Annotated in this window: 23 protein-coding genes; 15 read left to right on the top strand and 8 right to left on the bottom strand. The window is 55.9% G+C overall.

Translation table 11 applies throughout. The features are described from left to right. Nucleotides 1-15: 15 nt before the first annotated feature. From G5154_RS03420 to G5154_RS03410, 3 genes are all read left to right on the top strand, one after another. Complete coding sequence (locus tag G5154_RS03420; protein ID WP_421250319.1) at nucleotides 16-3516, top strand: type I secretion C-terminal target domain-containing protein; 3501 nt, start codon at nucleotides 16-18, stop codon at nucleotides 3514-3516. A gap of 85 nt (nucleotides 3517-3601) precedes the next feature. Further along, nucleotides 3602-4162: a hypothetical protein gene (locus G5154_RS03415; protein ID WP_236348911.1), complete on the top strand. Its 561-nt coding sequence runs from the start codon at nucleotides 3602-3604 to the stop codon at nucleotides 4160-4162. A 55-nt stretch (nucleotides 4163-4217) separates the two neighbouring features. Further along, nucleotides 4218-4937, top strand: coding sequence for an SIMPL domain-containing protein (locus tag G5154_RS03410; RefSeq protein ID WP_421250318.1), 720 nt, complete (start codon nucleotides 4218-4220; stop codon nucleotides 4935-4937). Nucleotides 4938-5035: 98 nt separating this feature from the next. Here the strand turns inward: G5154_RS03410 and G5154_RS03405 are convergent, their stop codons facing one another. Together G5154_RS03405 and G5154_RS03400 are read right to left on the bottom strand one after the other, a co-directional pair. After that, nucleotides 5036-5428 (bottom strand): hypothetical protein, encoded by a 393-nt coding sequence (locus G5154_RS03405; RefSeq protein ID WP_005346723.1) that lies wholly within the window; start codon nucleotides 5426-5428, stop codon nucleotides 5036-5038. A gap of 101 nt (nucleotides 5429-5529) precedes the next feature. After that, on the bottom strand, nucleotides 5530-6162 hold the full coding sequence (locus G5154_RS03400; protein ID WP_033138630.1) for a trimeric intracellular cation channel family protein: 633 nt from the start codon (nucleotides 6160-6162) through the stop codon (nucleotides 5530-5532). Nucleotides 6163-6544: 382 nt separating this feature from the next. Here G5154_RS03400 and flaA point away from each other — a divergent pair, with 382 nt between their 5' ends. The 12 genes from flaA to G5154_RS03340 all read left to right on the top strand — a co-directional run bounded on the left by flaA (nucleotide 6545) and on the right by G5154_RS03340 (nucleotide 18147). Continuing rightward, the gene (gene flaA, locus G5154_RS03395; protein WP_005346712.1) at nucleotides 6545-7456 is read left to right on the top strand and encodes a flagellin A; all 912 of its coding nucleotides are present in this window, start codon (nucleotides 6545-6547) and stop codon (nucleotides 7454-7456) included. Nucleotides 7457-8036: 580 nt separating this feature from the next. Further along, on the top strand, nucleotides 8037-8942 hold the full coding sequence (gene flaB / locus G5154_RS03390) for a flagellin B (RefSeq protein WP_005346708.1): 906 nt from the start codon (nucleotides 8037-8039) through the stop codon (nucleotides 8940-8942). Nucleotides 8943-8975: 33 nt separating this feature from the next. Then, complete coding sequence (locus G5154_RS03385; RefSeq protein WP_216978512.1) at nucleotides 8976-9416, top strand: flagellar protein FlaG; 441 nt, start codon at nucleotides 8976-8978, stop codon at nucleotides 9414-9416. Nucleotides 9417-9442: 26 nt separating this feature from the next. Continuing rightward, nucleotides 9443-10861, top strand: coding sequence for a flagellar filament capping protein FliD (fliD, locus tag G5154_RS03380; protein ID WP_421250317.1), 1419 nt, complete (start codon nucleotides 9443-9445; stop codon nucleotides 10859-10861). Nucleotides 10862-10886: 25 nt separating this feature from the next. After that, on the top strand, nucleotides 10887-11309 hold the full coding sequence (gene fliS, locus G5154_RS03375) for a flagellar export chaperone FliS (protein WP_005346697.1): 423 nt from the start codon (nucleotides 10887-10889) through the stop codon (nucleotides 11307-11309). Next, entirely contained in the window at nucleotides 11306-11614 is a 309-nt protein-coding gene (locus tag G5154_RS03370) for a hypothetical protein (RefSeq protein ID WP_005346693.1), read from the top strand. The genes fliS and G5154_RS03370 overlap by 4 nt, the downstream gene beginning before the upstream one ends. A gap of 6 nt (nucleotides 11615-11620) precedes the next feature. Beyond that, nucleotides 11621-13705: a 6-hydroxymethylpterin diphosphokinase MptE-like protein gene (locus tag G5154_RS03365; RefSeq protein WP_421243776.1), complete on the top strand. Its 2085-nt coding sequence runs from the start codon at nucleotides 11621-11623 to the stop codon at nucleotides 13703-13705. Between the two features lie 85 nt (nucleotides 13706-13790). Beyond that, on the top strand, nucleotides 13791-15410 hold the full coding sequence (locus G5154_RS03360) for an HAD-IIIC family phosphatase (RefSeq protein ID WP_421250316.1): 1620 nt from the start codon (nucleotides 13791-13793) through the stop codon (nucleotides 15408-15410). Further along, nucleotides 15403-15636, top strand: a complete 234-nt coding sequence (locus tag G5154_RS03355) for an acyl carrier protein (RefSeq protein WP_216954016.1) — start codon at nucleotides 15403-15405, stop codon at nucleotides 15634-15636. Before G5154_RS03360 ends, G5154_RS03355 begins: the two co-directional genes overlap by 8 nt. Further along, a complete protein-coding gene (locus tag G5154_RS03350) occupies nucleotides 15633-16388 on the top strand; it encodes an AAC(3) family N-acetyltransferase (protein ID WP_419772935.1) in 756 nt (251 codons plus the stop codon). The genes G5154_RS03355 and G5154_RS03350 overlap by 4 nt, the downstream gene beginning before the upstream one ends. Next, entirely contained in the window at nucleotides 16385-16789 is a 405-nt protein-coding gene (locus tag G5154_RS03345) for a VOC family protein (protein WP_421250315.1), read from the top strand. The genes G5154_RS03350 and G5154_RS03345 overlap by 4 nt, the downstream gene beginning before the upstream one ends. Beyond that, nucleotides 16786-18147, top strand: a complete 1362-nt coding sequence (locus tag G5154_RS03340; protein WP_421250314.1) for a DUF4910 domain-containing protein — start codon at nucleotides 16786-16788, stop codon at nucleotides 18145-18147. Before G5154_RS03345 ends, G5154_RS03340 begins: the two co-directional genes overlap by 4 nt. Here the strand turns inward: G5154_RS03340 and G5154_RS03335 are convergent. The 6 genes from G5154_RS03335 to pseF are packed head-to-tail and all read right to left on the bottom strand — an operon-like array spanning nucleotide 18129 to nucleotide 23414. Further along, complete coding sequence (locus G5154_RS03335) at nucleotides 18129-18875, bottom strand: crotonobetainyl-CoA--carnitine CoA-transferase (protein WP_421243772.1); 747 nt, start codon at nucleotides 18873-18875, stop codon at nucleotides 18129-18131. The two genes, G5154_RS03340 and G5154_RS03335, sit on opposite strands and share 19 nt — an antisense overlap. Beyond that, nucleotides 18875-19135, bottom strand: a complete 261-nt coding sequence (locus G5154_RS03330; RefSeq protein WP_010635733.1) for a hypothetical protein — start codon at nucleotides 19133-19135, stop codon at nucleotides 18875-18877. Before G5154_RS03330 ends, G5154_RS03335 begins: the two co-directional genes overlap by 1 nt. Then, a complete protein-coding gene (locus G5154_RS03325; RefSeq protein ID WP_421250313.1) occupies nucleotides 19132-20427 on the bottom strand; it encodes a motility associated factor glycosyltransferase family protein in 1296 nt (431 codons plus the stop codon). The genes G5154_RS03330 and G5154_RS03325 overlap by 4 nt, the downstream gene beginning before the upstream one ends. Then, nucleotides 20420-21466, bottom strand: a complete 1047-nt coding sequence (gene pseI / locus G5154_RS03320; RefSeq protein ID WP_421250312.1) for a pseudaminic acid synthase — start codon at nucleotides 21464-21466, stop codon at nucleotides 20420-20422. The genes G5154_RS03325 and pseI overlap by 8 nt, the downstream gene beginning before the upstream one ends. Nucleotides 21467-21472: 6 nt before the next feature. Then, entirely contained in the window at nucleotides 21473-22729 is a 1257-nt protein-coding gene (gene pseG, locus G5154_RS03315) for a UDP-2,4-diacetamido-2,4,6-trideoxy-beta-L-altropyranose hydrolase (RefSeq protein WP_421250311.1), read from the bottom strand. Beyond that, a complete protein-coding gene (gene pseF / locus G5154_RS03310; protein WP_337073752.1) occupies nucleotides 22719-23414 on the bottom strand; it encodes a pseudaminic acid cytidylyltransferase in 696 nt (231 codons plus the stop codon). The genes pseG and pseF overlap by 11 nt, the downstream gene beginning before the upstream one ends. Nucleotides 23415-23526 lie beyond the last annotated feature (112 nt).

The following is a 23526-nucleotide window of genomic DNA, read 5'->3' as shown; positions in this document are numbered from 1 at the left end:
GACTGGAGCGGGGTTGTGAATGGCAACGTGGCGGGGACCACGGACGAGGGCGGGGCAGACAACAAGCCCTTCACCGTGACCGTCAATGCGACCAACGACGCGCCCATGCTGACCGTTTCGGATCTGCGCATATCTGAAGAGGGTTTGCTTGGAGCCAATCCGGATAACTCACCCAATCCGAGCGATACCACTGATAGCACATCCGCAGAGGCCACGGCAGGTGTGACGGATATCGACAGTAGTGCCTTTACCTTCACTCTCTCTGCACCATCAGGCTTGAGCTCCGGTGGGCAGCCTGTTGTGTGGAGCGGTATGGGATCTACAACCCTGGTAGGTTCTGTGGGAGGTAATCCTGTTATTCAAGTTTCTGTGGATCTCACAGGCAAATATACAGTCACCTTGTTGGGCCCTGTCGACCATGCGTTTGGAGACGATCAGGAAGGATTGAAGACATTTACCTTCAATCTGTCGGTCAGCGACGGTGACTTGAGTGATACCAAGCAGGTCAACGTGGTGATTGAAGACGATATGCCCGTGATTACCGGCATTGAAAGTCTGGAGGTGATGAATGTCGCCGCCATCACCACCGGTGGGCTGTTTGGCGTTTCTTTCGGTGCAGATGGTCCCCTGGCTACCGGTGGATTGAAATTGACCGGATGGCCTGATTTGGTAGGGATCACCGAGACCTTGTCAGCAGATGGCAAGACTCTGGTGGCTACTATCGATGACAGCGGGCTGCCACCTAAAGTGTTCTATACCTTGACACTCAATGAGAACAATACCTACAGCTTCAATTTGGTTACACCCCAGCCAACGCAAACATTTGCGATCGGCTCACAGTTTGGTGCCGGTGGGCCGGTCGAGACTATCGGGGTGACTGCTGGCGGCATTGGAGTTCTGTTTGATGGTTTGCTGTTCAATGGCAGTGTGAACAACCCCCAGAATCTGCCGAGCGGTGATCTGGATGATCTTAATCCGAACAATAACGGGTTCGGGATCAAGAATGGCAATCTGGACAATAACGAAGGGTTCAAGGTATCCACCACAACGGCTGTTGACGGGCTCTCTTTCAATGTCTATGGGGTCGGTAACACCAATACCAGCACCATACAGTGGGTAGCTTATGCCGCCGATGGAGTGACCGTCATTGACTCCGGCGAGCTTGTCCTGTCGGGACTCAAAGGAGCTATGCAGTTGGCCAGCATAGAACCAGATGGAGAGTTCAGTCAGCTCTATGTGCGCTTTGTGCTGGATGGCAATGACTCGGTGCGCATCGAAAACTTCGGGGTGATAGACAAGATAACTCCCCCCGACATTGAACTCGACTTCAGCGCTACCTTGACGGACGGTGATGGCGATCAGGCCAGCGCCAACTTCACCGTATCGGTCAATAGCAATGAGCCCCCTGTTGCCTCAAACATTCTGGTGGTTGGCAGCAATACCTCGGATATCCCAGACAGTACGGGGACGCCGACGACCGGGGATGATCACAAGGTACCCAACTCGGATGGTAGTGTTGATGGTGTTGTGGCTGGCGGTGCAGGTCACGATATTCTGGTAGGAGATGTGGGTGGTACCACCACCAATTTCATTCCAGGTCAGAACTACAATATCGCCCTCCTGGTCGACGTATCTGGCAGCATGGCTGGGGCCCGCCTGAGCATGCTCAAGGCATCCCTGACCCATCTGGCCAATCAGCTTAAGGAGCATGATGGCGAGATCAATGTCACCTTGATCAGTTTTGCCACCAATGCCAGTGAACGAGTGACCATTGTAGGTCTGGACGCCAGCAACGTGATCAATCTGACCAATGCCATTGATGCCCTGGTTGCCAACGGCGGGACCAACTATGAGGCAGCCTTCAATCAGGCCGTGCAGTGGTTCAACAACGGCACTCAGGCAGATCCCGACTATGAGAATCTGACCTTCTTCGTCACGGATGGCAATCCGACCTACTACATCAACGACAGCAATCAGGTTGCCGGTCCGGGCGATAGCACGACCTACACGGTGATCAAGGAGTCTGTCGATGCGTTTGAATCGCTAAGTGGCATCAGTCAGGTCAATGCCATCGGGGTAACCAGCAGCGTCAACCAGGAACTGCTCAAGTTCTTTGACAACACAACGGAAACCGGCTCACAGTTCTACTCTGCCGGCAGTTACCTTGATTTGGCTACTTTTGGTTCTGGAGGCAGTGGCATCAATGCGGCTGCTGGCTGGGTGCGTAGCGGTGATCAACAGGGAACGCACACGGTTACCGACGGTTATTTGCGAATCCGTGAGGATCGCACAAATTCCGATACGGATCGCACTGTGCTGGCGCTGGCCGTGGCCAATGCGATCCAGATTTCAGCTGCGCAAGCCGGAGCAAGCCTGCAGTTCCAGTACGCATTGAGTTCTGTCAATGCGAGTGACAGCTTCACATGGAAACTTGTAAGGCTGAATGGCGGGGTCTGGGATCTGGCCAACCCTCTGCAAAGCGGTACTGTCACAGGTATCAGTAATTCTGGTACTACCTCTTCCAGCACCATTACTACCAATGGGTTGGAGGTTGGGCAATACGGGTTTGTGTTTGAGCTGCTCGATAGCTCCAGCTCACGGACTGCTGAAGTGCGGATAGACAACATCCGGATCGAGCAGGGATTCAACGCCCCGATTGGAGAGGCCCAGATTGTGACCAGTGCAGAGCAGCTGACGGCAGCTCTGACCGAGGGGGATCAGATCACTGTGTTGCTGGGGGCTGGCAATGATGTAGTCGATGGCGGTGCAGGCAATGACATCCTGTTTGGTGATGTGCTCAATACAGACGCACTGGCTACCCAGCTTGGTTTGAGTCTGCCAGTTGGCTCCGGTTGGCTGGTTTTTGAAACCTTGGAAACCAATCATGGCTGGACGCGAGCACAGACTGTGGATTACATCCGAACCCATCTTACCGAGCTGAGTGAGGAGAGTGGTCGTAGTGGCGGCAATGACACTCTGTCAGGAGGCAGTGGCAATGACCTTCTCTTCGGTCAGGAAGGGAGCGATATCCTCGATGGGGGTGATGGAGATGATTACTTGGATGGTGGATCAGGAAATGACTCTCTGATTGGGGGCGCGGGCAACGATATCCTGATCGGTGGGCTGGGGAGTGACATCCTGCTCGGCGGTCTGGGAAGCGATATCATGACCGGGGGGGCTGGCAGCGATACCTTCAAGTGGCTGGCTGGGGATGTGGGGGGGACCGATGTGATCAAGGACTTCACCACTGGAACTGGAGGAGATGTGCTGGATATCAGTGAGTTGCTCACTGGCGAACATGCCAGTAAGGAGTCGCTAGATGCCTATCTCACTTTCACCAGCGGTCCGGGTACTGGCAAGTCTACGCTCACGATCGACCTTGATGGCGCGGGTAGTGGCACAACGACCCATGTTATCCAGTTTGACAACATCGATCTGACGCTGGGAGGTACACGTAATGATCAGACTATCATTGAAGACCTGTTGAATCAGGGCAATCTGAAGGTCGATCCGTAACCTTGTCTCGGGGCCGGGCTGGCCTGGCCCCTGTTTTTTCTCAAGGTGGATGGATAAGATAGCGGCTGTAGAGGAGAGGGTAATCATGCAGTCATTCAACTGGGTCGACATTGATGGCATCCGTTATAGCTGGGATGGACAGGGGAATATTACCTGCGCAGGCCAGTTTGGCTATCAGGCCTCGATCGCGGGAGACAGGCTGGATGGGATGGAGATAGAGAATGATGCCGGAGATGTAGCCGGATCACTCTATGTTGATTTTGCCTCTGCATCTATTTCCTATGTGCCCTTGATGGGGGCCGAGTCAGCTCAGAACATGATTCTGGTTGGCCATGATCTGGGGCAGCAGGAGTATCCATTGAGCAGTTTTCATGCTCCTTTGTTGCAGGATTTGCTGGGCCAGTCAGATACCATTGCTTGGTCCACAGAGGGATATCGCGGTGAAGGCCGTGACTGTAGCGCAGGGGGACAGGGACATGTTCTGTCGTGGGATTCCTTCCATTTTGATGATGAGGTGCTGGTCTGTGGTGCGACATCACCACTGGATAAAGTAGAGCAGACCCCAGATACCGGCAGCGTGGTCACCATCAGTCTCGATTTGACCAATCAGATACTGGATCAGCTCCCGCCCTTGCACGATATATGAATCCATTGGCTGCACGGGCATAATGACCTCAATCTTTCCGATAGAGGTTTTTTCTATGTGGCGTCCCCTTCTTACTCTTTCCGCTCTGATTGTCAGTGCTCCGGTGCTGGCGATTGAAGTTCCGCAAGCGCCCCATCTGGTGGTGAGTGGTTATGCTGAACAGAAGACCGAGCCCGATATGCTCACCCTCAATGTGGCTGTGAGTGCGTTGGACAAGCAGGGCCTCAAGGCCAAGCAGCAGGTTGATACCAAGGTGGCCGCCTTTTTTAGCAAGCTGGAAGGGTTGGGCATCAAGCGCAACGATGTCGAAGCTGGTAACCTGATGGTCTCGCCGGAATATCAGTATGGTGATAACAAAAAGCCGGTCTTGCTGGGGTACCGTGCCCAGCGACAATTGGCGGTGAAGCTCTATCAGCTCGACAAGTTGAGCCCCTTGATGGACACCGCACTCAAAGCTGGGTTGGAGTCCGTATCCCAGATTGAATACGGGTTGAAATCTCCACAGGTTATCAAGGAACAGGCTCGACTTAATGCCGTTGAGGATGCAAAAATCAAGGCTGAATCTCTGGCCAAGGCATTCGGGATGAAGCTTGGCAAGGTGTACAGCGTGGAGTATCGCAACACATCGCCCATCACCGGCTATAGTCGCAACTTCAAGATGGCACAACCCATGGCAATGGCGGCTGCTCCGGTGCCGGATATGGCGGATAGCAGTTATCAGCAACAGCAGATTACGGTCATTGACAATATCGAGGCTGTTTTCCTGCTGGAGTAACCCCTTCCCTCTTCAGCAGATGAACACTGTAGTGGGACAGAGCCATAAAAAATCCGGCCAATGTGCCGGATTTTCATTTTACAAGTCAGAGATCGAGTTTATGGACAGGGTACGGGAGTGAAGGAGTGATCTCCCAGGCAACGCCAACCCATTTCCGCTCCTCTCATTTGCCAGAGATTATCGCTGCGATAAAGAGTCAGAATATAGAGCATGTCGCTTTTGCCTCCATCGAGCGCAACCGAGAGCACCAAGTCATTATCCAGTTGCTGTGCATGGATGCGACTGGGGATGTCGCTATGGCCGACAAAACGGAGCGCTACCTCACGGTAGTCATTGACCCATTTTTGATGTTGCTCGCTCGCCTGACGTATCTGCTGGTTGAACTGCTGCACTGGCGCCGAGGCTAGTCGTCCAAAAACGGCTTGTGCTTCGGCATGTGCTGCTGTCACGTTCGCCAGGAGGAGAGTGGTAAGCATACCGATTTTGTACATGAGAATATCCGGCTAACAACGACTGCTTCTATGACAACAGAAAAGCCCATTTGGTTCAACGCACAACCCACGGAGGCATATGTCCCTGTGGGTGTGCTTTTTCAGTTGCGTTGCAGCGAGAAGGTGGGCAGTGACAGGTGCCAGTAGATGGCTGCCACCCGCAAACCGAATACGGCCGTCATGCAGATGAGCATGGCTGTTACCCTGTCCATGTTTGCCTCTAGGGCCAGAGTGTAGAGGATTCCACCCAGAATACAGGCTGTTGCATAGATCTCTTTTTGCAGCACCATAGGCACTTCACGTGCCAATACATCCCGGATCATGCCGCCAGCTACTCCAGTCATGGTCCCCATCAGCACCGCGATTAGCCCCGAGGTGCCAAAATTGAGAGCTTTTTGGGCTCCGATCACCGTAAAGAGAGCCAGCCCGAATGCATCTGCGACGGGCAGTACATACCAGGGCATTCTTCGGGGCAGTTTGACCATCCACATCCCGATCAGCGCCGTTGCAATGACCACCCAGATATAGAGAGGATCCCGAACCCAGAACACCGGTGTTGCTCCCAGGATCATGTCACGTATGGTGCCACCGCCTATGGCGGTAACTGCGGCTAATACCATGACACCAAACCCGTCCATTCTGAGCCGGCCCGCCACCAGAACCCCTGAAAACGCGAATACCGCAGTACCAAACATGTCGCTGATGTAAACAATCTGCTCAACCAGTGTCTGCATGGAAAACAACTCACGCCAAATTGTTGATGGGGCCGCGATTTTAGGGGCTGGAGAGCCCAATCGCCAACTGTGCTCGACAAAATTGAGAGTCGACACCGCTTTTTTCTCGCATCATGGACAGGGAGGGGCTCGAGTGTGCCTGTTTACCTCCTTGTTGGAGGAGGGGCGCGATGAGTTTCTGCCACGTTTTAGTGGGCGTTTTTTTCCTTAAGTTTATCCCCGACCTGTCGATATATAGGGTAAGCGGCGTTAATGCGATGAAGCGTTGAAAAAAATGCTAAAGACATCCAAAAACGAGCCGTTAAATAAGACGCATCGGGCACAGAAAATAATAAAGCCTGAGCAAATAGAAGAGTAAATTTAATAGCTTAGGAGAATAGTCATGGGCCTTTATATCAACACTAACGTTTCATCACTCAACGCTCAGCGTAACCTGATGAATACGACAAAATCACTGGATACATCCTACACCCGACTGGCATCCGGTCTGCGTATCAACAGTGCCAAAGATGATGCTGCCGGTCTGCAAATCTCAAACCGATTGACCTCCCAGATCAACGGTCTGGATCAGGGTAACCGTAATGCCAACGATGGCATCTCTGTGGCGCAGACTGCTGAAGGGGCCATGGAGGAGATCACCTCCATGCTGCAACGGATGCGGACGCTGGCTCAACAATCAGCTAATGGCTCTAATAATACTGATGACCGAACCGCGTTGCAGCAAGAGTATACCCAGTTGATGACAGAAATTGACAGGGTAGCCAAAGATACCACTTTTGGTGGTCAAACCTTGCTTAATGGTGGTTATGTTGGCTCTTTCCAGGTGGGGGCTGATGCTGGTCAAACAATTACTTTCAGGATGACCACCGCTTTTAGTATCTCCGGTATGGCATCGGCTACGAAAGGTAATGCTACGGTAACAACAACTACAACGGGTGAGCCCTATTCGATAGCGAAAAATGCGAGCGGGACAGTGACGACCACAAGCATTGGTACTATTACCACAGCCAAAGATGCACAATCCGCCATGGCTAACCTTGACTACATGATCAAGGTGGTGGACAGCAAGCGTGCGGAACTGGGTGCTGTGCAGAACCGGTTTGATTCAACTATTCGCAACCAAGCGAACGTCTCTGAAAACGTCAGTGCTGCGCGTTCACGTATTCGTGATGCGGACTTCGCCACCGAGACTGCAAACCTGACCAAGCAGAACATTTTGCAACAGGCTGCCTCGACAATCCTGTCACAGGCGAACCAGCGTCCCCAGTCAGCCCTTTCGTTGCTGCAGGGCTAACAAAAGAAAACAGGGCGGTTGTTCAGGCCGCCCTGGTCAAGAGATGGAACAAAGGGGTGTTCGGTTCGCACTCTGTTCTATCGGGAGAGATATAATTCTCTACTAGTAATGCCAAGTGTTGTCCAGCTGTTCAGTTCTGTCACGCTTGGTCATATTCTCCTGAGCATATGCTCATCTTTAGGCCGGTTTACCGGCCTCTTTTTATTGTGTCGCCAAATTGACGTCACTCTACACAACCTAAGCACAAACCGTGCCACATACATAATTCGGTCATGCCATCCGGCAATTCCTCTCTCTCCTCTTATGCTGTGTTGGCCATCTGGCTTTTCCTTGCCATATACCGGAGAAAAATTGCCGCGTTAGGCAACAATTTTCCTAAAGCTTGTCTCTGTACTGCCGTTAAACAAAGTGAAGCAATCGAGGGGTGTTCGGAATCCAACGTTTGCACTACTGCGGGTGACCTGTCCGTTCAAACAGACACCCGCCAGAAGGATCAGGCTTGTTCAACCTGTTCTTCTAACGGTGGGATGCCGCTTTGCTGGCGCAACCCGCAGTCGCATGTTCTTCGGGAGAATATTTTATGGCTATGTACATTAACACCAACGTTTCATCACTGAACGCCCAGCGTAACCTGATGAACACCAACAAGTCGCTGGACACCTCCTATACCAGGTTGGCATCCGGTCTTCGTATCAATACAGCCAAGGATGATGCTGCCGGTTTGCAGATTTCTAACCGTTTGACTTCACAGGTTAACGGGTTGGATCAAGGTAACCGTAACGCTAACGATGGTATTTCAGTAGCACAAACTGCAGAAGGTGCGATGGATGAAGTGACCACCATGTTGCAACGGATGCGCACTTTGGCTCAGCAATCGGCGAACGGTTCAAACAACACGGATGATCGTGTTGCTTTGCAGCAGGAATATGACCAACTGACGACTGAGATAAATCGTATCTCTGGCGATACCACTTTTGGTGGTCAAAAGCTGCTTGATGGTACTTATAAGGGGTCCTTCCAGGTCGGTGCAGATGCAGGACAAACAATTACCTTCAAGATGACATCGGCTTTCACCATCAAGGGTATTGCATCTGCGACAAAAGGAAGTGCAACAGTCACGACCACTACCACAGGTGAGCCGTATACGATTGGCAAAGCAACTTCAGCAGTTACTACAACTAGTGTCAGCAGTATTAAAACCGCTAAAGATGCTCAGACAGCCATGGCCAACCTTGATTTCATGATCAAGGCTGTGGACAGCAAACGGGCAGAGCTGGGTGCTGTGCAGAACCGGTTTGACTCCACCATTCGCAACCAGTCCAACGTCTCTGAGAACCTGAGCGCAGCTCGTTCCCGTATCCGTGACGCAGACTTTGCGACCGAGACAGCCAACCTGACCAAGCAGAACATTTTGCAGCAGGCCGCCTCCAGCATCCTGGCCCAAGCCAACCAAAGACCGCAATCAGCCCTGTCCCTGTTGGGTTAACAGGCTGTGATGAGATAAAAAAGGAGCGACGATATGGCCAATGAAATTGGAATTCCGTCATCGGTCACTCCTTCTTCTCTTCAGTCAAGTAGCAAGAGCGGCCAATCGGCCGCTCAAGTGCTATCTGGCACAGCAGAAGAGCAGCGGGGGGCGGCCAAGGATATTGAAAAGCAACAGGGACTGCCTGAGCAGGAGAAGGCGGGCAAGCCGAAGATTTCAGACAAGGAAATTGAGAAAGGGGTACAAAACTTGCAAGAGTTCAGTCAGTTGCAAGGATGGACCGTCAATTTTAGTGTCGAAAAGGAACTGGAGCAGGTTGTTATCAAGGTAATGGATGCCAATACCAAATCAATGATCCGTCAGATACCAAGCGAAGAGTTGCTGGCTATCAGCAAACGAATCCAGGATCTCCGCGAAGGGGATGTGATTGGTGGCGGCTCCCGAGTCGGGTTATTGCTTGATAAAGAGATTTAATAGTTACGTTTGCGAGGAGAGTGAGTATGGCCACTATTACGTCTGCTGGTGCGGGCTCTGGACTGGACTTGGAGTCTGTCATCGCTGCAAGTGTTGATGCCAAGAAAGCGCAGCTTTTGCAGCCAATTACCACCAAAAAGACCAACGCCCAGATCACTCTCTCAGGGGTAGGACAGCTGAAGTCAGCAATCGCGACTTTTGTCACCACTCTGAAGGCGATGTCAAAGGATGATGCGTTTAACAAACGTGCGATAAACATCACCCAGGATAAAGATAATCCGGTCCTGAAGGTGGAGAGTAAGAGCGGCGCTTCAAACGGGCAATATGACATCAGTGTCGAAAAATTGGCGAAGACCAGCAAATTTGAAGGCAGTTTCGCCTCTTCGACCACATCTATGATCACTCAAGATGGCACCCTGACATTTAAGGCTGGCGACAAGACCTTTGATGTAGATGTTAAAGCAGGAGATTCACTCCAGTCCATTCGCAAGCGCATCAACAATGATAGTGACAACTTTGGTCTTAGCGTCAATATCATGAATACCTCCGATGGCAAGGCGGCACTTGTGATTGACTCTGGTGTCAGTGGAACAGGTAAGGATCTGCAGATAACCGGCAGTACACCAGAGCTGGCTGACAATTTCATCTCCAAGCTGACCCAGAAGCAACAAGCCCGTGATGCTGAGATAAGCGTGGATGGCAATAAATTGACCAGTTCGACCAACACCTTCGATGGCACCATTGTGGGTCTCAAAATTACGGTGTTGAAAGAGTCTGATAGCACCACTACCACGAGCCCGAGTGATGGTACCGTGACGACCACTTACACGCCAAACAGAGTGGATGTGACGACAGACAAGGCTGGCATCAAGACCATGGTGCAGAGCTTTATCGATGGCTATAACGCTCTGGTGAAGAAGAGCAACGATCTGGGCAAACGCAGCTCTATCGTAGCCGGCGTCAGTCAGAATGATGGTGGCGCCTTGGCGGGGGATGCAACGACCAAGGCAGTGACCAACCTGATGAGTGGCACCGTCACTGAGCCTTCGAACAACTCCTCAACCTTCTCGACCATCTTTCAGTTGGGGGTCAAGATGGACAACAAGGGAGTGCTCTCACTTGATTCGACGAAATTCGATGAAGCGGTCGAGAAGAACTTCGACCAGGTAGTGGCTGTGTTTGGTGGCAAGGACGGAGTTGCTGGTAAGTTGGCTAGCCAGCTTGAGACCTACTCCAAGACAGGGGGGCTACTTGCCAAGCGGGAAGAGACGCTCAATTCGGACCTGCGTGATGTCAACCGCAAACAATCAGATGTTGCGGCGCAGCTCACCAAATATGAAGAGACGTTGAGGGCCCGCTACGGCAGTCTGGATACCTTGCTGGCCAAGATGAACAAGTCTGCCTCCTATCTCAACCTGCTCAATACCAACACCAAAACCAGTTAATTTGTAGTCAGGAGCGGTGTCTCATATGTATCGAAAAACGATCAAGGCCTATACAACCCAGAGTTTGCAGTCTGAGCTGGCTGTGGCGGATCCCTATCGCGTGATCCAGTTGTTGATGCAAGGGTGTCTCGAGCGTCTCGCTCAGGCCCGCGGTGCAGTCGAGCGTCGCGATTTCGAGGGTAAGTCCCAATCTATCTCCAAGACGCTGGCCATTATCAATGGTCTGCAAGATTCACTTGATCTCTCTTATGGCAAGGTACCCGAAGATCTGTTCGCACTTTATGACTATATGAAAGTGCGCATGATGGATGCCAGCCGTGACATGGATGTAGGCGCTATTGATGAGGTTATGAACCTCATGCTGACGGTCAAGAGCGGTTGGGATGCCATCCCTGTCGATGAGCGCGACAAGGCGCTGGCACAGCAAAAGGTAGGCAGACCGGCATGAATGAGGTCAACGACACTTCTGTGTCAGCCTTGATGAGACTGGGCGAACAGTTGCAGTCTCTACTGGTACAAGGTGAGCTGGTTGCTGCAGAACAGCTGGCTGAACGTTATCTGCATGATCTGGAAGAGGTGTTCGGGTCACTGCCTCGGGAAGAGGCAATCAATGTGGAACAGCGGCAGGCACTGCTGCAGTTCCAGCTTATTCATGATTGGGTGGGTCAGGAAAAGCAGCAGGCTGAAGCACAATTACGACAATTCTCCCAGGCTGGACGTGCATCCGGTCTCTACAAGCTGAATGCAGGTTAGTTTGACATGGATATCCATCACAAAATTCATGATGTAGAAAGTGAACTGGCACGCCTGGCTCTGCAAAAGCAGCAGGAAGCCGCCATGCTGGAAGTACTCCCTGTTCGTTATGATCTCAATATGGCTGCATTTGCCAAATTCATGCCCGCCATTCATGACTTTTTCAAAGCATACCAGCCTGCCAGGCCTTTTCGTTTCTTCTGTAATGAAAATGGCGTTCCCAATATTCTGTGGCTTGACGAGGGCGTCTCGCTTTATGGGGACGATCCATTTAGCGAGGTTCAGTCGCAGATTGCCGAGGTCATTGAACAAAGCGTTTTGCAGTGCATCGATTTTGTGCCTCAGTGGTATATTGACGGCCAAATCCATATCAAATACAACAATGAAATCTCCAAATTAAAAGAGAAGTCAGCGCTGGAAGGATTGCGTCTCAACGCGGCATTACATTCCGATATTCCTCTGGCACTGATGTATGGCATTGGTTTGGGCTACCAGCTCGGTTGCTTGTATGAACAGTGCAAGATCAAGAATCTGTTTGCTTTTGAGCCTGATCTTGACATGTTTTATGCCTCGCTTTTCTGCTTTGACTGGCATCAGCTGCTCGCCTACATGGATGAGGAGTCGATCAGCCTTCATCTCTTTATCGGTGTTGACGAGCAATTACTGGTCGCTGACATGATGGAGGCGCTGCATCGCAAGGGCGCATTCTGGTCGGCAAGCTATTTCTCCTTCTGCCATTACCACTCTCCCAAGCTAGACGCCTTGATAACACAGGTAGAAAGGGAGTTTTATCTGCTTAAGACGGGGTGGGGGTTCTTTGATGACAACATCTATGCACTTGCCCATAGCCACACCCATCTGCAAGATGGCACCCCCTTTTTGAAACGCTGGCGGGATAGCCGCCCCTTCGAACAGGTCCCGGTCTTTGTGGTTGGCAATGGTCCCTCACTGGATCAGAGCATCGAGTTCATCCGGCAGCATCAGCAGCAGGCCATCATCATCGCATGTGGTACGGCGGTCAGTGCGCTGTATAAAGCTGGCGTCAAACCGGATATCTACGTTGCAGTGGAGCGAACTAAAAGCTCTGCGGATTTTCTGAATATTCTCAATGCCGATGACTTTATCAAGGATACGGTGTTTCTGAGCGTTGATGTCATCCATCCTGAATGCAAGCGTTTTTTTCGCAAAACAGGATTGGCATTCAAGCCCAATGAGCCGATGTTCTCCATGCTGATTAGCGCGTTTGGTCAGGCATTCGAGTACGATAATATCGAATTTTCCAATCCGTTCGTTGGTAATACCGGCCTCAATTATGCGGCCTTGCTTGGCTTCAAGCAGGTGTATTTGTTTGGTATCGACAATGGCTATAAAACAGCCGGACAGCATCACTCCAGCCTGAGTCTCTATTACAACGACAAGCAAGAGGCTAAATACCAGGAAAACTTAAAGAATACTTTCCCGGCACCGGGTAACTTTGGCGACGAAGTGCGTATCAACCATCTATTTGGACTGGCCATTCATAATATGGCCCGTGTATTGCGTGATTATCCCGAGATGCAGTGCGTCAACAGTAGTGACGGCGCTTATATCGAAGGGGCGATCCCTCGCCGTGTTGAATCGTTGCAACCAGAATGGCCGGTACTTGACAAGATCGCACTCATGGATGAAGTGATGGCGACTTGTTTCCAGCCTTTTGACATGGCCAGTTTTGATTTTGCCGCTGCGTTGCAGGTGCCGCTGTTCGTTGAGCTTGTGGACAAGTTCCGTGATGACTGGCGCCAGGTAGCCTGTGAGCACAACGCGGTGCTGGCTATGATGCAACGCCATCACGACTATCTGCTTTATCTGTTGATGAGCCGCGAATCCCATCTCTATCGGGTCTTGATCGGTTCAATGAACTATTTCTACGCCAATATCATCAGCCTGATGATGTCGCAGGTGACAGCAGAACCCGAGGTACTGGCGGTCAAGATAAAAGAGGCGCAGGCAATCCTGGAGTTATTTTTCGAGGACAGCAAAGTGATGTATGCCGATGCGTTCGATGGCCATGATACCACCTACTTTACCGGCCTGGATGTGTTCAAGCGCTAGTCCTTGAATCGGATGGGGATGACTCTGTTCATCTCCATTCCCTAACAGTATGATATAGAAGTATTTAATCCTTTCAGGTGCATATATGGCCACCCTTTCCCTGGCATCCACCGCATTTCTCATGCCCGGTAATGTGGCATGGGCTCCTTTGGCCCGACATGCACAGTTGCAATTTTGTCCTCAAGGTCAATGGCAGCCGATGGCCGCTTGTGACGGACATCTGGTGCTCTGGTTTTGGGAGCAACTGCTGACCGACAGCGAATGCCAGCATTGGTACACCTTGGCTGAACCCGCATTGTCCGAGACCATCGACACCTGGTTGGAAGCATTGCTCTCGCCACTGCGGGGGCTCCCTCATCTTTATCTCGGTGCCTGTTCACTGCAAGGCGGCGGTGTGAGTAGCGCTCTTCATCCCTGGATGATGCAGCTGGATGTCTGCTTTACCCGAGCGCTTGCACGTCACCACATTAGGGATTTGGGGCTGGGTCGCTGGCTCTCTGAGCAGGGGCGAGCCCATTGTGTGGACGAGCGTAATCGTTACCTTCTTTCTTGTCCTCTCTCGATGCACGGCTTGACCAGCCTTGCCGACTGGATTGCCGCGCGTTGGATGCTTGATCAGGCGCCAATACGCAAGGTGCTGGTGCTCGATTGTGACAATACCCTGTGGGGGGGGGTAGTGGGTGAAGAGGGGTTGACTGGCCTTTACCTTGGTCAGGACGGTCTCGGCAAACTCTATCAGTCGTTTCAGGATGCGGCGCTTTACTGGTATCAGCGCGGCGTGTTGTTGGCATTGTGCTCTAAAAACGAGCCTGCAGATGTTTGGCTGGTGTTTGAGCAGCATGGCGCCATGAGACTCAAAAGGCGAAATATTGCAGCATCTGCCATTGGTTGGGGCTCTAAATCTCAAGGTTTGCGACATATTGCTGCCAGCCTCAATCTGGGGCTTGAGGCCTTGGTCTTCTGGGATGATTCCCCCCTGGAAAGGGCTGAAGTTCGCCATGCCCTGCCACAAGTCGATGTCATTGAACCACCAGCAGATATTTGGGCATGGCCTACAACCTTGCTCACTTATGGGGGGTTCTCGCGCATCTTCAGTGGTGATGACGCTCTTCGTCAGGCCTCCTATCTGGCATTGGCAGACGCCGCCCGGTTACGTAGCGAGGTTGGCAGTGAACAACATTTTCTCGCCTCCTTGTCGTTGCGTGCGGCGATACAGCCGTTGGCGATGGATAACCTTGCTCGTGCCGAGCAGATCATCCATAAAACCAACCAGTTTAATCTCTCCTGTCAGCGATATGAGGCGAGCGAGCTCAAACGGCTGGCGCAGTTTGGCTGGTGCTGGCTAGTGTCGTTGCAGGATCGCTTTGCCGATCATGGCTTGGTTGGCTTGGTGCTGATCATAAACATCACGCCCAAACTGGCATTGCTCGATACGCTGGCTCTGAGTTGCAGAGTGTTGTCCAGAGGACTCGAATATTGGTTACTGGATAGAGTCTCGGCTGCATTGCGCGAGGCGGGGATCGAGCGTCTGGTTATTGGCTCGAATCGTTGTGCACGTAATGAACCTGCGCTGACATGGTTGGCATCCCTGCCGTTGACCCCCTGTGATAATCCGGATCCCGCCCGTTTTTCCCATGAGCATTACCATAGTCTGGCGCTCGAACAGCTGAATTTGCCTTTTTTGGAGTTTTATCACCATGACTGATCTCTTCACTCTGTTGGAACAGCAGTTTCCTTCTGCAACCGTCACGCGAGACGACTATCAGTTGGGACTTGGGGCCTTTCCGGAATGGGATTCGCTCGGCCATTTCAATTTTCTGTTACTGGTTGAACAGACGTTCTCGGTACGCTTCGAGCCTGAAGAGCTGGCGACGATGAAACAGCTTCAGGATATTCGTGAGGCGCTGTTGCGGCGTGGTCTTGTGCTGTGATTGAAGCTCTCTCTCATGTTCTTGGCTCCCTTGGGATCGCGCGAGGGAGCGCTATAATGGTTCACTCTGACGCCATGGCTGTGGCCCAGTTTCCAGGACGGGGCAATGAAGCCGGCATACATGCTTTTTGGCTCGGAATGCAGGAGTGGCTTGGAAACGAGGGCACTCTGCTGGTGCCAACATTCACGTATAGCCTGACTCGTCAGACCTGTTTCGACAGGGCGACGTCTCCCAGTGAAGTGGGCCTGATGACGGAGCTGTTTCGCACTCTGCCAGGGGTTGCGCGGACCCGCGATCCTATCTTCAGCGTTGCGGTATGGGGAGCGGGGCGTGACCAGGTGGTTGCAGCAGGGGGTCATGACTGCTTTGGTGAAGAGAGCCCCTTCGCCTGGTTGGCGGCTCACGATGGCTGGATTGCCGGTTTTGCCTGTCATCCCGATCGCATTACCTTCACCCACTATGTCGAGCAGCAACTAGGTGTCGATTATCGCTTTATGAAACGTTTTGAGGGGGATGTCCGCGAGCAGGGAATGGTGCGCCCCTGGTATTGTGACTACTTTGTGCGAAGACTCGATCTGGCCAGCGAGATAGATCTTTCCCGTCTGGTTGAAGCCCTTAAAAATCAGGACAAATGGCACCAGGGGTTATTTGGCCGGTTACCTGTCTGGGCAGTTCGCTGCGCCGACTTTGCCGCGGTGGCAAAAGAGCTGATCGCTGTCCACCCCCATGCGCTTATCAGGGAGGGGAGATGAAACTGCACCATATTGGACTGGTGGTGGCCGAACTGGATCTTGGCGTACGTTATTGCGGCGAGACCCTCGGGCTTTCCCGCTTTAGCGAGCCGGTGCTCGATCCGTTGCAGCGGGTGCATATCTGTTTTGCTTATGATGATGCGGGGATTTGCTATGAACTGATTGCACCGGCCAGTGATGATAGCCCCGTCAGTCAGGCGCTACGTACCCGTCATAACCTGCTCAATCATCTGGCTTATGAGGTGGCAGACCTGGCAATGGCTGCCGAAAAACTGCGGGCCCAGCGTCATCTTCCCCTAGGGCCCAGCCAGCCGGCCATCGCGTTTGGCGGCGCCCACGTCCAGTTTTTCCTGAGCCCCCTTGGCCACATTGTCGAATTGATCGAGGCACCCACCCCATGAGTTTTCTACCCAAGAGCGGCTATCTGCCCACCGACTGGGACGACCAGGCACAGGTCGGTGAACAGCTGCATCGACTGCTCACCCTGCTGTTTCCGCTCAACCGCAGCCTGACCGGGGACGGGGTTCGACAGTCGTTGGCCCTGTGGCGCGAGCACTGCCTGCCCGGGCTGCAGATCCATGAAGTGGCCAGCGGCACCGAGTGTTTCGACTGGACCGTGCCTGACGAGTGGAACGTGCGGGAGGCTTACATAGTGGGGCCGGATGGACGCAGGGTGGTGGATTTCCAGGACCACAACCTGCATCTGGTCGGTTACTCGGAGCCGGTGCGCTGCACCCTCTCACTGGCCGAGCTGCAGCCCCATCTTCACTCTCTGCCCGAGCAGCCGGACGCCATTCCCTATGTGACCTCCTACTACAAGCGCCGCTGGGGCTTCTGTCTGCCCCATCGGCTGCGAGAGGCGCTGCCGGAGGGGGAATATCAGGTGGTGATCGATGCCACCCTGGCACCGGGCTCGCTCACCTATGGCGACTGGGTGCTGCCGGGGGAGAGCGAGCAGGAGATCCTGCTGTCGAGCTACACCTGCCACCCCTCCATGGCCAACAACGAGCTCTCCGGCCCCTGCGTTGGCGTCTTCCTGATGGCCTGGCTGGCGTCACTGCCAACACGTCGCTACAGCTACCGGCTGATGCTGGTCCCTGAAACCCTGGGGGCCATCGTCTATCTCTCCCGCCATCTGGACCAGCTCAAGCAGCGTACTCTGGCCGGGTTCAATCTGACCTGCCTTGGCGATGATCGTGGCTACTCCTTCCTGCCTTCCCGCCAGGGCAACACGCTGGCGGATCGCATCGGTCGCCATGTGCTCGGCCATCTGGCACCGGGCTATAAAGCCTACAGCTTCCTGGAGCGGGGCTCCAACGAGCGGCAGCTGTGCGCGCCCGGCATCGATCTGCCGGTCACCTCGGTGATGCGCAGCCGATACGGCTGTTATGCCGAGTACCACACCTCGCTCGATGACCTCTCGCTGGTGACGCCGGCCGGTCTGGCGGGCGGCTTCATGGCGCTGCGCCGGGCCATCGAGTGTCTGGAGCTGGACGAGCGCTGCGAGGTCACCGTGCTGGGCGAACCCCAGCTCGGCAAGCGGGGGCTCTACCCGGATTTGTCGACCCGCTATTCGGGCTGGCAGGTGCGGGAGATGATGAATCTGCTGGCCTACAGCGACGGCAAGCTGACCCTGTTCGAGATCGCCGAGACCATAGGGGCGCCGTTCTGGCGGGTGGAGCCGCTGGCGCGGATGCTGCTGGAGGCCGGGCTGCTGCGTCGCCTCAGCCCGCAACCGGACTACTCGATCACCAGATAGGCCGGTCCCGGGTTGTGCGGGGTGCGACGGATGGCGTAGCGATCCAGCCCCAGCACCTCCTTGAGGGCCAGGGTCTCCCCCGGGAAGGCGGGCCAGTTGAGCTCATCGAATGCCAGCACCGATCCCTTGGTCAGGTGCGGCTTGATGAGCTCGAGGCAGCGGCGGGTCGGCTCGTAGAGATCAAAGTCAAAATAGGCCAGCGCAACCATGGTCTCCGGCTGACGAGCCAGATAGGCCGGCAGCGTCTCGGTCACATCTCCCTTCACCAGCTCATGCTTGACGATATGGTCCAGCGGACTTTCCGCCTCATGGGCGGCGAGCAGCCGGGCCAGATGCTGCTCATAGCCCGGCGTCACCCCGTAGGCACCGGGCTGGATGGCGGCGTCGCTGCCATCTTGCGGGGCGTGGGAAGGGAAGCCGCTGAAGGTATCGAACCCCACCAGCTTGCGGTTGTAGTTGTAGGGTTCATACATGCCGCGAAACGAGGAGAAGAGCGCCAGGTTCTGACCCCAGCGGGTGCCGAAATCCATGATGACGCCGTGGACCGGCACGATCTTCTGATACAGCTCGTGCATGAACAGGATGCGGGAGAGCGACTGGCGCTTGAGGTAGAGGCCCAGGTTGTTCTGCAACTCGGCCGCGGGCAGCGGGCTGGTGTGCAGCAACTCGCTGAAGGTCTGGCGGCGTGACAGCTCTTCATCGGAGGCGTTGGAAATGGCCTTGATCATCAATGGTCTCCTGTGGTGGTGTCGCCGGCCGGGGTCGACAGGCAGTGCACCACTTCATATTCGAGGTAGTCGGCCAGCCCCAGCCAGTCCTGGCGTTCCTGGCACTGCAGCAGGGCGGCTACCAGTCCGGGCGGCAGGTTGCCCTGCTCGGTGAGCACCTCTTGCAGCAGTTCCGGCAGTGCCTGACTCGCGGCGACCGACTGCCCCAGCCGAAACTGGTGCGCCAGGGCGGTGAGACGGGTGATCTGGCCGTTTTTCATTGCACGTACTCCGGGTGATAGTGGCAGCCGGCGATCTCCGCCCCCTCTCTGCTGCAGTTCCAGAATTGCACCTCGGGGTGGCGCGCTATGTAGCGCTCGAGCTCGGTGCGGTAGGCGGAAAAGTTCGGATTGGTCTTGACCCGCCGGCCATGGCCGTCGAGGGCCCAGCTGAGTGCCAGCGCGGCGCTGGGGCCGAGGGCACCGTCGGCCCAGCCCGAGTGGGTGAGCTCGCCGGGAAAGGCGAAGTCGGTGCCCAGCAGGATGACCTGGTGGCAACCCATCTGCACGGCGAGATCCACGGCTGGATGAATGACGCTGCCGCCCGAGTGCAGCACGCCTTTGGGGAGCGTCTGCCGCAGTTGCTGATACATGGGGCTGCGGGAGTAGGCGGTCTTGCGCGGCCCCTGCCAGGCCAGCAGGGCTGCCGTGGGAACCGTGGGGTAATAGACCAGGGTGGTCTGGGCCGACTGGGCGGCGGGCAGCCGGTTGCCGTGGATGGCGTCATCGATGGTGACGACGATGTCGGGCCGGATACCGTGGCTGAGCAAAAACGCCAGCGCGGTATCGACGCTGATCAGCAGGTAATCCTGCCGACGGCGCTGCAACTGGGCCTGCAGGGTGGCCAGGTTGTGCTGCAGGGTTGGGCCACTCGCCACGATCAGCGCCTGCTTGCCCTGAGCCAGACCGAACAGGGAGGCCACATCGCCGTCGCCGGCCAGGAGATCGCGGTTTTCGGCCAGCCGCCGGGTGATGTCGGGGTGCTCGGCGTCGAACCTAGCCCGGGCGAACGGCAAGTCGATTTCACTCACCAGCCGGTCGCGGATGCGGGCGGCGGCATCTTCCACCAGCAGCAGCTCGGGCGGCAGGGCGAAGAAGGGCAGCCGCACCTCCCCTTCGTCGCCGGCCATCATCAGCTCGACCCTGGGGTCAGTCAGCCAGTCCTGCTGGTCTAGCAGCCGCAGTACCAGGGCAAACAGGGCGCCATTCATGATCTTCACTTCCAGCCGCTTGAGGCTGCTGCGCCCCAGCAGAGCGCGCGGCAGATCGCCGAGCCCGGTGCCGTAGAGGTGCAGCACCGGCTGCTCGGGCAGGCTGGCGGCCTGCTGCTCGGCTTCTTTCACCCGATCGTGCCGGCTGGTGAGCTGGATGCCGTGGAGGCTTAGGGTGGAGCCGAGCCCTTCGGTCAGCTCGGCCGGCAGGCTTTCAACGTCCTGTGCCAGCAAGCGGGGCCAGAGGGCGGGCCAGCGCTGGCTGATGAGCCTGCCGTGCTGGTTGAAGAGATCATCACTCATCGTTATCTATCCACTCCCAGCTCAGCGGTTGATTGGCACTCAGGCTGCGGTTGACCCGCTTGCCGATGAGCCGATCGTAATCGGCCGGGGGCAGGCCGAGGGCGGGGCGCACCGACTTGATATGCGCTGCGGTGAGCTGCTCGCCGGCGGCCATCTCCTTGACCAGATAGAGGGAGCGGCGAAACGCGCGGTTACCCTGTTCACTGGCGGTGAGCTGGTAATCTGCCACACCGAGGGCGGCATGAGCGGTATTGACCGAGGCTACCAGTTCGGTAAGTTCAGCCGGTTCCATGGAGAAGGCGCAATCCGGTCCGCCGTCGGCGCGGGCCAGGGTGAAGTGTTTCTCGATCAGGGTGGCCCCGAGCGCGGTGGCGGCGATGGCGGTGGCAGAGCCGAGGGTGTGATCGGAGAGCCCCACCTCGACCCCGAAGCGCTGGCGCAACATGGGGATGGTACGCAGGTTGTACTCGGCTTCCGGCGCCGGATAGCCGCTGACACAGTGCAGCAGGGCCAGCTGGCCGTTGCCATGCTTGAGCGCAATATCGACCGCGGCGGCGATCTCGGCCTCGTTCGCCATGCCGGTGGACATGATAAGCGGCTTGCCGGTCTGGGCGGCGTAGCGGATGAGGGGCAGATCCACCAGCTCGAAGGAGGCGATCTTGTAGGCCGGGCAGTCGAGGGATTCCAGCAGATCCACCGCACTGAAGTCGAACGGACTGCTGAAGACCGTCAGCCCCAGCTCGCGCCCTTTGGCAAACAGTGCTTGGTGCCACTCCCAGGGGGTGTGCGCCCACTCGTAAAGGTCGTACAGGTTGCGACCATCCCAGAGGCCGCCGTGGATCTGGAACTCGGGCCGATCACTGTTGAGGGTGATGGTGTCGGGCCGGTAGGTCTGCAGCTTGACCGCACTGGCCCCGGCTTCCCTGGCGGCGGTCATGATGGCCAGTGCGCGATCCAGGTTGCCGTTGTGGTTGGCCGACAGCTCGGCGATCACGTAGGGAGCCTGCGCCGGGCCGATGGATTGATGGGCGATCTGCATCTGTGTTCAGACTCCTGTGCCAAGTTGCCAGCCTTGCGGCGCCAACTGCCAGGGGGCAGGGGGCGCTATCTGCGGTGGCTCGGCAAGATAGAGGGGAAATTGGGAGAAAATTGTTTGCAAGCGATGTGCCAGCTCTTGCCACTCCGCTGGTTGCAGTGGCCGGGTGGCCTGCCATGTCAGCCGCTGGCCGTTCAGGGTCAGGGTGAGCAGCGGGCGGTCATCATGGCGTAGTTGCCACTGCTGGCCATCTGGTAACAGCTGATAATCCGATTGTTGCTGCAACCAGGCGGTGAGCCGATCCAGCCCCAGCCCGTCCACCTGCTGCTGGCCGCGGCGGCGGTAGTCGTCTGACTGTTGTTCAAGCCGTTGTAGAACCTGCAGCAGCCGCTCAGGCTCGGCCAGCTCGCTCAGGGTCAGCCGCTCGGCCAGCTGAAAGCGGGCGATCACCTGGTCGTTGAACTGCTGGTTGTCGACGATGGGCACCGCCAGGGTCGGCAGGCCGAGACAGGCCCGCTCCCAGGTCATGCCGCCGGCGGCGCCGATGGCGAAGTCGTGCCGGCTCATCAGGTCGGCCATCTGGTCGCTCTGGCGCAGCAGCACAAGGTCGAGGTCGGCCAGTTCGGCCACTCTCTGTTCCAGCTCGGGCCAGAAGGGATTGGCACCGCCCGCCACCAGAGTCCAGCGTATGGTGCGGGTCCAGGACAGCCGGGCCAGGCTGTTGAGGGTGATGAGGCAGGCGCCGGCCGGGTCGGCGCCGCCAAAGCAGACAAGCCCCCGTCGCCACTGACTGGCGTGTTGCCGAGCCAGCCGGCGATAGGCGGGGCGCAGCAGGGCATAGTCGGTGCCCAGCAGCAGCCGGCAATCGGCTGGGGTGAGCGGCTGGTAATCGGCGGTGCGGCGCAAGGGGCCCTGATCCAGCAGTAGCTGGCAGTGGTGCGGTCGGTCGGCCAGATCATCGATCACCAGCACGCGGCGGCAGTGGGCGGCCAGCTGGGTTTCGAGCCGCTGGTCAATCTGGTAGTGATCAAACACTAGCCAATCGGGCTGCAAGCCAGGCAACGGGCCAGCGGCGTCCAGCGCGCTCAGGGGATGATGGTGATGGGGCCGCAGCAACGACAGCAGGTGCGCCGGCAGATCGTGGCAGAGGAAGTGGCACTCGGCCCCGGCGGCGTGCAGCCGATCGGCGATGGCCAGGCAACGCATCAGGTGGCCCAGCCCGATCTCGGCGCCGGCGTCGAGCCGGAAGGCAACCCTAAACGTCATCTTGGGCCAGCACTTGATAGAGCAGTTCGGCCAGGTGCCAATCTTCCGGCGTGTCGATGTCGACTACCCTGTGCCTCGGCAGTATGTGGCCGATCCCTTCCCCGCCCACCGGGCTGATCCCCCCCAGCCAGGCAGCCCGCGTCCCCCAATAGAACTGGCCGGCATCCTGATAGGCAGGCTCCAGATCCTGAGAGCGTTTCGCCATCTGCTCCGGCCAGAACGGCGTGACCCTGCCTTGCGCGTCCATGCGCACCGCCCGCTGGATCGGGAAGCCGAATTCGGCCACCGTGTAGACGAAGGGAGCCTTGCTTGCGATCAGCCGCTGATAGGCGGCCTTCAGGCCATCGGCTTGGATAAGCGGGACCGTGGCATAGATGCAGCAGTAGTGCTCTGCCTGGATGCCTAACTGATCGAGCCGCTGGATAGTGTCGATCACCACAGGGGTGGTACCTGTGTGATCATCGGCGAGGCTTGCAGGCCGAAGAAATGGCACTTCCGCGCCCAGTTGACGAGCAACTTCGGCAATCTCCTCATCATCGGTGGAGACCACCACCTTGTTAAAACAGCCTGATTGTTGCGCCGCCAGGATGGCATAGGCGAGCATGGGCTGGCCACAAAAGGGGCGGATATTCTTGCGTGGAATGCGTTTGCTGCCACCCCGGGCCGGGATAATGGCGATGGCCATGATGGGCTCTCTCTGCTGGATTAATGACTGGCCAAAGCCAGGATAATCGATGACAACTCTTTGATTATTTTTGATATTATACTGGTTTTTCTGCTTGTATTATCGATTTTTG

Source organism: Aeromonas sp. 600527, assembly GCF_049175415.1.
Taxonomy (GTDB): Bacteria; Pseudomonadota; Gammaproteobacteria; order Enterobacterales; family Aeromonadaceae; genus Aeromonas; species Aeromonas veronii_A.
The sequence above is the reverse complement of the archived record's forward strand: the minus strand, read 5'-3'. Positions and strand labels throughout refer to the sequence as shown.